11 protein-coding genes are annotated in these 13,258 nt (G+C 39.4%); 5 read left to right on the top strand and 6 right to left on the bottom strand.

Features of this window, described 5'->3' with window-relative positions:
• Nucleotides 1-107 precede the first annotated feature (107 nt).
• Both guaB and IL355_RS13510 read left to right on the top strand, forming a co-directional pair.
• Nucleotides 108-1,580, top strand: a complete 1,473-nt coding sequence (gene guaB, locus IL355_RS13515; RefSeq protein ID WP_192462643.1) for an IMP dehydrogenase — start codon at nucleotides 108-110, stop codon at nucleotides 1,578-1,580.
• Nucleotides 1,581-1,647: 67 nt separating this feature from the next.
• On the top strand, nucleotides 1,648-2,079 hold the full coding sequence (locus IL355_RS13510; RefSeq protein WP_192462642.1) for a hypothetical protein: 432 nt from the start codon (nucleotides 1,648-1,650) through the stop codon (nucleotides 2,077-2,079).
• Between the two features lie 36 nt (nucleotides 2,080-2,115).
• Here the strand turns inward: IL355_RS13510 and IL355_RS13505 are convergent, their stop codons facing one another.
• On the bottom strand, nucleotides 2,116-2,646 hold the full coding sequence (locus tag IL355_RS13505; RefSeq protein ID WP_192462641.1) for a thioredoxin family protein: 531 nt from the start codon (nucleotides 2,644-2,646) through the stop codon (nucleotides 2,116-2,118).
• A gap of 67 nt (nucleotides 2,647-2,713) precedes the next feature.
• The gene (gene lysA, locus IL355_RS13500) at nucleotides 2,714-3,955 is read right to left on the bottom strand and encodes a diaminopimelate decarboxylase (protein ID WP_192462640.1); all 1,242 of its coding nucleotides are present in this window, start codon (nucleotides 3,953-3,955) and stop codon (nucleotides 2,714-2,716) included.
• A gap of 167 nt (nucleotides 3,956-4,122) precedes the next feature.
• Between lysA and IL355_RS13495 the strand changes: the two genes are divergently transcribed.
• The 3 genes from IL355_RS13495 (at nucleotide 4,123) to IL355_RS13485 (ending at nucleotide 6,710) form a co-directional block, all read left to right on the top strand.
• The gene (locus tag IL355_RS13495) at nucleotides 4,123-4,761 is read left to right on the top strand and encodes an LON peptidase substrate-binding domain-containing protein (protein ID WP_192462639.1); all 639 of its coding nucleotides are present in this window, start codon (nucleotides 4,123-4,125) and stop codon (nucleotides 4,759-4,761) included.
• Nucleotides 4,762-4,918: 157 nt separating this feature from the next.
• Nucleotides 4,919-6,112, top strand: a complete 1,194-nt coding sequence (gene sucC, locus IL355_RS13490) for an ADP-forming succinate--CoA ligase subunit beta (protein ID WP_187457217.1) — start codon at nucleotides 4,919-4,921, stop codon at nucleotides 6,110-6,112.
• Between the two features lie 259 nt (nucleotides 6,113-6,371).
• Entirely contained in the window at nucleotides 6,372-6,710 is a 339-nt protein-coding gene (locus tag IL355_RS13485) for a hypothetical protein (RefSeq protein ID WP_192462638.1), read from the top strand.
• A gap of 76 nt (nucleotides 6,711-6,786) precedes the next feature.
• Here the strand turns inward: IL355_RS13485 and IL355_RS13480 are convergent, their stop codons facing one another.
• The 4 genes from IL355_RS13480 to IL355_RS13465 all read right to left on the bottom strand — a co-directional run bounded on the left by IL355_RS13480 (nucleotide 6,787) and on the right by IL355_RS13465 (nucleotide 12,757).
• Nucleotides 6,787-7,941 (bottom strand): AEC family transporter, encoded by a 1,155-nt coding sequence (locus IL355_RS13480; protein WP_192462637.1) that lies wholly within the window; start codon nucleotides 7,939-7,941, stop codon nucleotides 6,787-6,789.
• A 124-nt stretch (nucleotides 7,942-8,065) separates the two neighbouring features.
• Nucleotides 8,066-9,253 carry a pyridoxal phosphate-dependent aminotransferase gene (locus IL355_RS13475; protein WP_192462636.1) on the bottom strand — a complete coding sequence of 396 codons (1,188 nt, stop codon included), beginning with the start codon at nucleotides 9,251-9,253 and terminating at the stop codon, nucleotides 8,066-8,068.
• Nucleotides 9,254-9,279: 26 nt separating this feature from the next.
• Nucleotides 9,280-9,777: a hypothetical protein gene (locus IL355_RS13470; RefSeq protein WP_192462635.1), complete on the bottom strand. Its 498-nt coding sequence runs from the start codon at nucleotides 9,775-9,777 to the stop codon at nucleotides 9,280-9,282.
• A 31-nt stretch (nucleotides 9,778-9,808) separates the two neighbouring features.
• Nucleotides 9,809-12,757: a TonB-dependent receptor gene (locus IL355_RS13465; protein WP_192462634.1), complete on the bottom strand. Its 2,949-nt coding sequence runs from the start codon at nucleotides 12,755-12,757 to the stop codon at nucleotides 9,809-9,811.
• Nucleotides 12,758-13,258 lie beyond the last annotated feature (501 nt).

Raw genomic sequence — 13,258 nt, 5'->3', positions numbered from 1 at the left:
CCAGTTAAATTTCACAACGGTTTTAGCACATAACAACCGGGGCGGTATTCGGGCCACAAAACCAATAAAATTCATTACATTTGCACGCAATTAAATCTTTAATTGCTATGGAAGCCCACCTTAACAAAATACTAGGAGAAGGTCTAACGTATGATGACGTACTCCTCGTTCCAGCTTATTCTGAAGTACTTCCCAGAGAAGTAAATATTCAAACTAAATTCACTCGTAACATTACTATCAATGTACCGGTAGTTTCCGCTGCTATGGACACCGTTACAGAATCTAGAATGGCTATTGCCATGGCGCAGGAAGGTGGTATAGGTGTGCTTCATAAGAATATGACCATAGATCAACAAGCGGTAAAAGTACGTAAGGTAAAACGTGCGGAAAGTGGTATGATTTTAGACCCTGTAACCTTACCCCTAAACTCTAAGGTGAGGGATGCCAAGGCGAGTATGAAAGAGTTTAGTATTGGTGGTATTCCAATTGTGGATGAGGACAATAAACTTTTGGGTATCGTAACCAATAGGGACTTAAGATTTGAAAAAAATAATGACAGGCCCATCTCAGAGGTAATGACCTCAGAAAACCTTGTTACGGTAGGTAGGGAGACCTCTTTGGAGCAAGCGGAAGATATTTTACAAGAAAACAAGATTGAAAAACTTCCGGTCGTTGATGAAAATTATAAGCTGATTGGGCTTATTACCTTTAGGGATATTACAAAACTCACCCTTAAACCAATTGCCAATAAGGATGAATTTGGTCGTTTACGTGTGGCAGCTGCCATTGGTGTAACGCCAGATGCCATAGATAGGGCAGAAGCTTTGGTGGAAGCCGGAGTGGATGCTGTGGTGATTGATACAGCTCATGGGCATACCAGAGGTGTTGTTTCCGTGTTAAAAGAGGTAAAGGCCAAATTTCCAAATCTGGAAGTAATAGTAGGAAATATTGCTACGGCCGAAGCGGCAAAATATTTGGTCGAAGCAGGGGCAGATGCGGTTAAAGTTGGTATTGGACCCGGTTCCATTTGTACCACCCGGGTAGTTGCCGGGGTTGGTTTTCCTCAGTTTTCAGCGGTGTTGGAAGTTGCGGCCGCCATCAAAGGGTCGGGAGTGCCGGTCATTGCAGATGGAGGTATCCGTTATACGGGAGATATTCCCAAGGCAATTGCTGCAGGGGCAGATACGGTTATGTTAGGTAGTCTTTTAGCGGGAACCAAGGAATCTCCAGGAGAGACCATCATTTATGAAGGTCGTAAGTTCAAGTCCTATAGGGGAATGGGCTCCGTAGAAGCTATGAAAGAAGGTAGTAAAGACCGTTATTTCCAGGATGTGGAAGATGACATTAAAAAATTGGTTCCGGAAGGTATTGTAGGTCGTGTGCCCTATAAAGGAGAATTGTATGAAAGTATCCATCAGTTTGTAGGTGGTCTACGTGCGGGTATGGGCTATTGTGGAGCTAAGGATATTAATTCCCTCAAGGAGAGCGGTCGCTTTGTAAAAATAACTTCAAGTGGTATCAATGAAAGTCATCCACATGACGTTACCATCACCAAAGAGTCTCCAAATTATAGTAGGTAGACACTTATCTTTTCGGGAAAAAGAACAATTTTTTCATATTATATCTGTTTAGATTAAAAAATACAATATGAAAAAATGGAGTTTTTTGTTTCTATTTACGGTAATAGGTTTATCCTGTTCGGATAATGACGATGAAATAAATCCAGAGAATCCCGGGTTGATCGGTACTTGGTTATTGGTGGAACAATATACCGATCCAGGTGACGGAAGTGGGGAATACCAAAAAGTTGATAGTGAAAAGTCGATTGAATTTTTAGAAGACGGAATCTTTAAATCCAATGGTGAGCTTTGTGATTTAAATTCCGACGCCGGTGCCAATACTTCTGGTGCGTATGTGATGAACGACACTATTATCTCTCAATTTTCTTCTGAAAATTATTTACTACCGGATGGATGTACTACGGAAGATTTTAAAATCTTTTACCATCTTGAGGAAGGTTCACTTGTTCTTTCTTATCCATGTATTGAAGGTTGTGGACAGAAATACTTAAAAAAATAGCACAAAAAACCCCAACTTAAATGTTGGGGTTTCTTTTTATTTACCTTGTCCCGAATAGGAGGACCAATCTTTTTCTTTATAAATATTGTCTCCAAAATATTTGGCAATGGCCAAAAAGGGCTCTGGTTTCTGGTATCCCGGTACAGGGCTAAGCATGTTCATTTCCTCATCCAAAAAGATGGTAGTAGGGTAGCTTAACCTTCCTTGTAAAAGGGCTGCAGCAAATTCATGATATCCTTTTCTTCCTTGCGGAACAAACTTATAGGTCTTTCCTTTAAATTCAATAGGGTCTTTACCTTCACCATCTAATTTTACCATATAGAAGTTTTTGGCCATGTATTCTGCCACTTCCGGGTCCTGAAAGGTGTCCTTGTCCATTTTCTTACACCATCCGCACCAATCGGTGTACACATCTACAAAAATCTTTTTAGGATTTTTATCGGTACTGGCCAATTCGGCGGCTTGGTCCCAAGATAGCCATTCCACTTCCTGCGCATAGGCGTTAAAGGAAGCTGAAAGCAAGGTTAGGAAACCTAAGAGCAAACTTCTGGTAAAAGCAATTTTCATACTTATGGAATTTACATAGTTGGTTAGTCCAACAATTATACCAAAGCTAACGAAAAATTATGCCTTTTTATTTTGCTTCAGCTTTTGCCTTTTTAGGTGCAAATAAATCCTTTACATCAACCTGTAGTTTGATAAGGTCGTCAAAAGATTCCCGTTCCCGAATTAAAATGGCCTTTCCTTCGTGCCAAAGCACTTCTGGGGGCCTAAAGCGTGAGTTGTAATTACTCGCCATAGTAAAACAGTACGCACCGGCGTTTTTAAAGCATAGAATATCGCCTTCAGAAATTTCGTTAATACGTCGGTTACTTGCAAACGTATCCGTTTCACATATGTAGCCTACCACGGAATAATAGCGTTCACGCCCATCAGGGTTTGAAATATTTAAAATTCTATGGGAAGCACCATACAACATTGGTCTAATAAGGTGGTTAAAACCTGTATCTATACTGGCAAATACCGTAGAAGTGGTTTGCTTAACAACATTTACTTTGGCCAAGAAGTTACCGGCTTCACTCACCAAGAACTTACCGGGTTCAAATGCCAAGGTCAACTCTTTGCCATATTCTTTACAGAACTCATTGAAGCGAGACCCAAGTTTTTTGCCCAACTCCTCCACATTTGTTTCTATATCGCCTTCTTTGTAAGGAACCTTAAAACCACTACCAAAATCTATAAACTCAAGATTTTTAAAGTTTTTGGCGGTTTCAAACAGAATTTCAGAAGCATAAAGGAATACATCAATATCCAGAATATCACTTCCTGTATGCATATGAATACCATTTATATTCATTTTGGTGATTTCAACAATTCGCAATAAGTGCGGAATTTGATGTATGCTGATGCCGAATTTACTATCTATATGTCCAACGGAAATTTTGGAGTTTCCACCTGCCATTACGTGTGGGTTGATGCGAATACATACCGGAATATCCGGATGCTTGCTACCAAACTGCTCCAAGATAGATAGGTTGTCTATATTGATACGTACGCCCAACTTGGCGGCCTCTTCTATTTCTTCTAAAGAAACGCCGTTTGGTGTAAATATAATGGACTCCGGTTTAAAACCGGCCATTAAGCCTAATTGTACCTCCTGTATGGAGACTGTATCCAATCCGCTACCTAAACTGTTCATCAATTTAAGAATGGCAATATTTGATAGGGCCTTGGCTGCGTAGTTTAGTTTTAACTTTTTAACAGTGTTAAAAGCATTGGTAAGTCTGTTAAACTGGGAAATGATTTTTTCTGAATCATAAACGTAAACGGGATCGCCATAAGTCTTGGCTATCTTGAGCAAATCGGCATTATTCATAGTCCTTTAAGTTTTGCGCAAAACTAACGTGTTCTATTGATATGGGCAAGAAATCAAATACAGGTTTTAAAAATAAAACATAATGTTATAAATAAAACAATCGTATAAGAACTCTTTTTTTGCCCAGCCTTAAATTCAGTTGTATTTTTACGTGAAATACACTTAAAATGAGACTTCCATTTTTTCCTTTACAATCTATTTTTTTTCCTGGGGAAACGGTTCCTCTTCACATCTTTGAAGATCGTTACAAGCAATTGATCAGGGATTGTAGGGGTGAGGCCATCACCTTTGGTATTCCAGTTTTTATAGACAATAAAATGGTTTACGGTACAGAGGTGCAACTGGTAGAAATTGTAAATACTTATGAAGGAGGCGAGATGGATGTTACCTGTATTGCGCGCCAAGCCTTTAAAATTCTAAGTTTTGATAATAAAATGGATGGAAAGCTCTATGCAGGTGGAGAAGTTGATTTTATTGAAAATATCAATGATACTGATCTAGAACAACGAGAAAAGGTTTTAAATAAGATATATGAGCTCTATGATATTATGGAAGTGCCCTACGACCGTATGCCCATAGAGAAATTTCACAGTTATGTATTGATCCACAAAATGGGCTTGTCTTTCGATCAAGAATATGAACTTTTGCAAATGTCCAGTGAATCAAAACGTTTGGATTACATCTATGAACATTTGCTTTCTACTATTGCAGTATTGACCGAGGTAGACCGAACAAAAAAGACTATAAAGATGAATGGGGATTTTAGGAATTTTGACCCCTTGGACTTCAAGGACTTTAATATGTAAGCTGTTTTTAAATCGCCATCTTGTATTCTATAAGGGGACAATAAACAAAAGTGTTTCTTTTTGAAGCATTTTTTTGGAATTTGCTACGCCTAAATTGTAAAAAGACCGTACAGTTACCTATTTTTGTTCCTAAACGTAAAAATTAGACCCTTAACATATGAATCTTCACGAGTACCAAGGAAAAGAAATTTTGGCCAGTTTTGGAGTACGCATTCAGCGTGGCATAGTGGCCCACAACGCAAAAGAAGCTGTAGAGGCCGCAAAACAACTGACTGCTGAAACCGGAACAGGCTGGCACGTAATCAAAGCCCAGGTTCACGCTGGTGGTAGAGGAAAAGGTGGAGGTGTTAAATTAGCCAAAAACCTTAAAGAGGTAGAAGAACTGGCAGGTGACATCATAGGAATGAACCTTATTACGCCACAAACTTCTGCGGAAGGTAAGAAAGTTCATAAAGTTTTGGTTGCCGAAGATGTTTACTATCCCGGCGATAGCGAAACCAGTGAGTTCTATATGTCCGTTCTTTTGAACAGGGGTACAGGTAGAAATATGATTATGTATTCTACAGAAGGCGGTATGGATATTGAAGAGGTAGCGGAAAAAACGCCTCATTTGATTTTTACAGAGGAAATTGATCCAGCAACGGGATTAATGCCCTTTCAGGCTAGAAAGATTGCGTTCAATTTAGGACTTTCAGGAACTGCTTTTAAAGAAATGACCAAGTTTGTTTCTGCCCTGTACAAGGCTTATGTGGAAAGTGATTCCAGCATGTTTGAAATCAACCCGGTTTTAAAGACTTCGGATGATAAGATCATGGCTGTTGATGCCAAAGTATCCATAGATGACAATGCTCTTTTTAGAAGAAAACCCTATGCAGAAATGCGCGATTTACGCGAGGAAAACCCTATAGAGGTGGAAGCAAGGGAAGTTGGTCTTAACTATGTTGATCTTGACGGAAACGTGGGCTGTATGGTTAACGGAGCAGGATTGGCCATGGCCACAATGGATTTAATTAAAATGGCCGGAGGAGAACCTGCAAACTTTTTGGATGTTGGAGGTACCGCAGATGCCAAAAGAGTTGAAGAAGCCTTTAGAATCATACTTAAGGATCCTGAGGTAAAAGCTATTCTCATAAACATATTTGGTGGTATTGTACGTTGCGACAGAGTGGCGCAGGGAGTGGTGGATGCCTATAAAAATATGGGAGATGCGATAAAGGTTCCAATTATTGTTCGTTTACAAGGAACGAATGCAGAATTGGCCAAGGAAATAATTGATAATTCTGGTTTGGCAGTTCACTCCGCAGTTCAGTTTCAAGAAGCTGCGGATAAAGTAAAAGAAGTGCTAGCTTAATTTTTTATAATACACCTAAAAAAGGGAGGCAAACGCCTCCCTTTTTTTGTTCGATTCTTTTTTATTTCAAATTTTAAAAATTCCACGAAATCGTTAAAGTAGGATTTTGTAGAAAAACTGATGAATCGTTAGATTTTGATTCAAAATTCAATTATTCTTATTTTGATGTGTTAAAAATTGGTAAATCAGTAATTTACGTCCTTTAAATTGTATTATCTTTACATTGAATTAGTTGAAACCAAATAAAAGTTTACCACAAATGAAAAAGATTTTTTATACAATTATAGCAGTTTTGGCCTTGAATGCTAGTTATGCCTCAAGTGCCGATTATGATGTGAATGTTGTGCCGTCCAAAGCGGTAGCGGCTCAAGTTTACAAAATGTTGGACGTTCCTGTAATCCCGGAAACGATCAGGGGTGAAAGAGCAGAAGTTAGATTGGCAGTTGATAGAGGGAATTATCTTAGAATCCTTTCTATTGAAACTGAAAGCGAGGCGTTAAAGGCCTTCATCAAAACCAATGTAGATTTCCAAAGGTTATCCCCTGGCACTTTTGAGCAAGGAGTGGTCTATAGGGTTCCAGTGGAAGTAAAAGAATAATTACTTGATATATAGCTAAAAAAACCTCCAGATACTCTCTGGAGGTTTTTTTATACAATCATTTCGAAATGATAGTTTAACTCTCGTCGCTAGTTTGTGGTGTTGCATTAAAACTAGCATAACTTCTGCAATTGTCAGACTCCAGCTTTTCTTCCCTTGCTCTCTTTATTTTACTTACTAAGCTTGGGATGAATGAAATAGTGGTCAAAAATACTCCAGCAGATAAAATGATGGTTGGGTTCATAAAATATTCGCTAAAGGAGAATATTCCAATAATCAGAATAGTAGAAAAAGGTAGCGAACATGCCAGGATATTTACGGCAAAGTTAATATCGAAAGTAGGTTCTTTTTGTCCATCGTTATCTTCAAAGGATGATACCGCACTCATATGGGCAAAAGGCCAGAAGCTACAGGAACTTTGTGGAAAGACCACTAGTAATAAAATTAACGCTGGCGAAAGAGCCGGAAAAGCAAATACAAAAATAGCGGACAAAATAAATGTGATACCTGCACGTCTAGCAAGCAAGGATACTATGGTACCAAACTCGCCACCTTTTAACCTTACGGCCATTCCAATAAACAATAAGATCAATGGGGTCATGATCGTTTTTAGGCTACCGATCGTGTTTTGTAAAAACTCGGGAAGAGATGCCATATTAAGTCCAAAAGACAATAGTAATAGGCCTACAATGATGACCATGTTAATAGGCTCCTTTAATAAAGAAAGGGCTAAGCTTTTTAATTTGCTGGAGGTAGAGGCTTTGGCATCTTGCAAAGACCTTTTCCTGTACCAGTTCATAGCTAGCATATAGAGGAGAATGAGGACAAATATTTTGTTTCCTACATCTGCCAAAGCTGCCAATGCCAATGAATCGTCCCCCAAATACAAAACGATAAAAGGAAAACAGGAAAGACCGGGAGCCAATGATGGTATTAACATTATTACCGTACGTCTTTTAGACTCTTCTTTTTTAGATAAAGTTGCGTTGAGCAAATATTTTGAGCTGGCTAGCATGACCAAGTTGAATGTCAATGCCAACAAAGGAAAAACGATTAAGGAACTTTCAAGTTTAATTTTTAAAAGGGCAACGAAAATAACGGCGGGTAGCGCTATACTCAAGATGATAGTTTTTACTCCTTTCAAATCTTGCTTAGCTACCTTTTTTTGCAACAGTAGCCCTAAGCCTATAATCAATAGAAGTTCTAATGTATTTTGAAGCGCAAAGTTCATATGTTGAATTTAATTTTTAAACTAAGGTTTGTGGGTGTTCTCATAGAACGGAATTACCCAAAGGAGCCGAATTATGGTATCAAGGCAATCTGACTAAAATCCGGCTCATTGGGTTGACTCAACTTTAAACTAGCACTTTTTGTAAAGCCGAAGCAAATACTTTCATTTCATCCATGGTGCCCATACTAACACGGCACCAGTTTCTGTCCATGATGTCAAATGCTCTGACGCCCACACCTTCGGCGGTCATTTTTTCCAAGAATTTTTCGCCGTCCATTTCTATAGGAAATAAGATGAAACTGGTGGAAGAGGGTACATATTCATATCCCATCTTATTCAATGTTTCATAAACGAACTCTCGGCATTCGGCATTTAATTTTCTCGATTTATTTTGGAATTCTATGTCATCCATACTTGCGGATGCAGCGTATACGGATGGATAGGTTATACCCATACCTCCTCTGGTTATTTCCTGAATTTTATCAAGGGTAGATTCCAAGGCAACAATATATCCTACTCTCAATCCTGCCATACCATGGATTTTAGAAAATGTACGTGCAATGATGACATCTTTTCCTTGGGCTACCAAGGATACCATACTCTTCTTGTCCCCGTCCTCTAAAAATCCCATATAAGCTTCATCAACAAAAACAGGGACCTTTTCTGAAACCCTTGAGCAGAAATCAACCAATTCTGCATGGTCTGTCATGCTACCGGTTGGGTTGTTTGGGTTGCATATGTAGACCAACTTGGTATCTTCATCAATGGCCTCTTCCATTGCCTTTAGGTCATGGGACCAGTCCTTTTTTAGGGGTACTGGTTTCCAGCTTGCACCGGTAGCTTCCGCCACACGAATAAGTGACATGTAAGATGGATCTGCGCTCACAACGTTGCCACCATTTGCAAAAAGCACCATAGCGGTTTTTTCAAGCAGGTCAGATGAGCCGGGGCCCATCATAACGTTTTCCATCTTCACTCCTTCTTTTACGGCAATTTTGCCCATGAGGTCAAAAAGTTCTCTCCAGGCATAGCGGTTACCTAAGGGGGTCGCATTCTTAAAAGCTTCAACTGCTTTAGGCGAAGGACCATAAGGGTTTTCGTTAGCATTCAGTTTTGCCAAAAGTTTGGCGCTGTCCGGAAATATGTTGGCGTTAAATTCTTTAAAGAAAGGACTGTAAAGGCTTCTTCCTTCAGAATCATACTTCAATTGGGTCATGGGTGTCTCACCAAATGTGAGGTGCGGCATAACCATTGCTCCTGCGGCTGTTAAAGCTCCTCGCTTTAACCAAGCTCTTCTGTTTAAGTTTTCCATAGTGCTATATATTTAAGTTAAAAGTTCTAGTTCATGTCTACGGGCTCCGCATTGGCGCCAATATTGCCAGTTGCAACAATGGTATCGTCTGCAGAACTCAAGTAGATATTTATATGTGCGTCCAATCCGCTGATAGCATCGTAATACGACTCATCTGTTATGACAAAAAATTTGTTGGAGGAGAATTCACCAGTGGACCCATCTATAGCATCCAATTCTGTAATGGCCGTAGTTTCATCCCCAATGGCCCCGCCAAGAATTATAGCTGGGTGCATAATTTCATCAATAGTGTTGTATAAGGATACTTGTACCAAGGTTTGGTCTAAAGTGCTTTTATAAAAAACTATCCTACCATAAACATTGGAGCCCGTGGGGTCCGTAGATTCTATAGTGTATGCCATATAGGTATTCAATATACCTCCTCCTTCTGCAGTTGTCAATACTGGTTCCAACCTTTCTTGTTCGCAGGAGGTGATACCTAGGGCTAGTATAAAAATTAAGATGATTGCTTTATATGTTTTCATAATCTTCTGTTTAAATTACTGTTACCTTCAATTACAAGTTAATGGTTAGTCTTCCAAAGTAGTAGGCACCTGCAGAACCTTGTTGGTATTGAGAGTAAAGATTAAATCCACGTAGCTCATATCTTAATATTTCAGGATATTCATTGAAAATATTATTACCACCTATCGTTAGGCTCAAAGCATCGGTAAACTCATAAGTCAAACCTATATCGGTTGTGAATTCTGGGGTAAAATACTGATCGGCATAGCCTTGGGTACCTTCTGGAACCAATGTTCTCAAGTTGTTGTCCCTTGTTTGTACAGAACCAAAGCGAGTACCTCTTAACATGGCGGAAAACTTACCTATTGAATAGTTGACCGTTCCAATAATCTTGCTACTTGGGGTACCGGTTTCAAATTGACCAATCAAAGAACGGCTTACATAATTATCCGTTAATTCCTCATCCGTTAGATTGGTGTTCAAGTCCGGAAGATTTACTCCTTCAAACTTGTTTTTCCTAAAAGTACCTGCCAAAACAAATCCTAATTTGCTATCGCCCAATCTAGTATTGTAGTTAACAACGGCCTCTATACCTTTTGTACTAATATCACCTCCGTTGATTCTGAAACTTGCCAAACCACTTCCGATAATGGGGTCGAGTACGGGCGCATCCGAAGAATCGAATTCACCAGTTTCAAAAATCCTATCATAGATGTCAATTTTATAGGCATCAACGGTAATATCGAATTTTCCAATTTTCGTGGTAAAACCTAAGCTGTAGTTCCTAGATCTTTCCTCTTGTAATGCTCCAATTCCTAAAGCACTGGCTGCAGAACTATTGTTAGGATATAAAGTTCCGTCAAAAGGAACCAAATCAACAAAGAAAGTGTAACTGTGGGAGTAGTTCAACTCCTGTAAGGAGGGAGCTCTAAATCCACTACTGAAAGAACCTCTGAAGGAGAAATTATCTCCTATAGAATAGCGTCCTGCCAATTTACCTGTTAAAACGTTCCCGAAATCGGAATAGTTTTCAACCCTAAGGGCACCGGACATCAAGAAATTTTCGGTAAAATCTAATTCCATGTCAACATAGGCAGCCATAACGGACCTCCAGCTATTGCCTTCGTTTTCAGGGGCAAATCCCCTAAAACACTGACAGTTCAAAGCGTAGTTCTTAACCAAAAGCTGACTCACACCAGCATGTTCTAAGCTTACAGGAAGTCCAAGTTCGTCTACATAAGGGTTTCCGTTCAAATCTTCCAGAGGAAAGCCGTCAGGTCCAATCAATGCTTGATTGTCCTCAGTTGCTGTTACCACACCTGCATCTCCAGCAGTCCAACTTTCTGCCTGGCCAGCTTCAATAGCATAGTTTTCAAATCTAAGTTCACCTCCAAATGCTATGTTAAGGCCGGAAAGAATGTCCTCATAAAAGTGGGAGGCATCCATATTGATGGTGTTTTGTAAGAATCTGTGTGTACCAAGGTTCATATCCGTTGGTGAGCCGGTACCGATACTAGCATTCCAAGTATTGAACATGCCATATTGTGCAGAGTTGGTACCGAAAGTATTGCTCAAGTCAAAATCGTAGTCCCCGATCATGCCGGTAATTCCAGTGGCCAAAGAAATGTTGTATTGGTCATTATAGATTTGTGGGCGAAAACCGTTGGGAAAGAGCTCGTAACTAGCCCTGTCCGCTTGGGCGGCACGTCTGTAAAAACAGCTATAAGCATCGGAATACTGGTAACCGATATCTCCAAAAGCATAAAAATCAGAGTTTTCTGTTAATGGGCTCTCCAAGTTGAAAGCTAAACTCATATTGGTTTTAGCAGGAAGACCTGAGTAGGTAGAAACATCAATTTGTTCAATATCCCTTGCAGCCATCAAACCTTCTACGGTTTGTAGGGAGCTTATTAAACCAGCATCACCGCTGGCTTGGGCGGCTATAAGTTCTGGGTTGGTAATAATGGGGTTTCCGTTAACCGTGGTGCGACCATTGGTTAAATATAAGTTGTCATATAGTGGAGCTCTGTCCAGCGATAGTACGGTAGGACGCACAGTTCGTTCAGATTTTGCCAACATGATGGAGGCATTAAAATAGCCGCCATTTTCGAACCCGATGCCATAATTACCGTCAAATTGAAAATTTTGACCGTCCCAGCCATCCAATGAACGTGTAAGTTCTCTTTCTTCAGGGGTAAGGGCAGATTCATCATACCCAAGTTTATTTGTGTAAGCACCGGCGGTCAATGTTCCTTTAAATTCTCCGGTGCCTTTTTTCATAACCATGTTTATTACACCTGCAATAGCATCTGAACCATATTGGGCAGATGCACCATCCCTTAAAATCTCAATTCGATCTACTCCAATGGAAGGAATAAACCTCATATCTACCCCGGGACCGGGAGTACCTGTTTGGTTTCCCGCTAGAATTGCAGAAGTGTGTCTTCTTTTACCGTTAACGAGCACAAGCATTTGACTGGCAGCAAGTCCCCGAAGACTTGGCTGACTTACAAAAGATGAAAGGTCGCCACCTCCACTTGTAAAAGCTGTGAAGGATGGCGCCGCTGCTGTAAGCATTTGTGAAATGTCCTGTTGTGGCATATTAATAGATTCTGATGCTATATCTATCACATCTACTGGTACGGGCGTATCCAATTTTGATCGCCCTTGTCTTCTTGAACCAATTACGATGGTTTCAAGTAATTGCTCTGCCGCCGGAATTAAAATCATGTCCAATTCCTTTTGGCCGTTTACGGAAATTTCTTTTTTAGAAAATCCTAATGAGGAGAAAACTAGGATGGCATCAGATGGAGCATCGATAGTGTATTCTCCGTCAAAATTTGTAGTGGTTCCCTTCGTGGTTCCTTTAATAACTATGTCTACGCCTGGGAGAACTACTCCCTGATCATCAATTACCTTACCGGTAATCATTATCTCTTGTGCCAACCCTAAGGTGAGAGATAACATAAATAATAATGATAGTATGAGAGCTTTCTTCATAAAATACAAGGTTTTGGTTGATACTAAACGTTGTCATTTGGCCAACCACGCCTCATCCAAACTTGAATGGAATGGGGGTCAAAATCAATGAAAGAAAAGTTCCGGATACTTCACTTTGTTGCTGTCTTGTTACTGACATAACAACAAGACAATATTAGGGGTAGTTTTTCACAAAAAAAAATACACAAACGCCTTAAAACACTGTATTTTAGATGGTTATGAGGATTAAATCTGATGAATAGATATTTATTTTATAAAAATCTAACGAATCGATAGATTTTTATTGTTACAGGGTTAAAAAACTGTTAATATGAGATATTATGTCAAAAAATCATATTTATGACATCCAAAATTTGACCAAATAAAAAAAATACATTTTTCATTAGTTACGGGTCTTTATTGTCATATTATTACGCTTTTTTTCAAAAGCTTGAATTAAATTTACGGAAAACACATTTTTAACAGTTTTAATTCAACGTTTGCGTGTAGAATTCTTCTAAA

Origin of the sequence: Euzebyella saccharophila (assembly GCF_014855495.1) — a bacterium.
In the GTDB taxonomy this organism is placed as follows: domain Bacteria; phylum Bacteroidota; class Bacteroidia; order Flavobacteriales; family Flavobacteriaceae; genus Euzebyella; species Euzebyella saccharophila.
The sequence above is the reverse complement of the archived record's forward strand: the minus strand, read 5'-3'. Positions and strand labels throughout refer to the sequence as shown.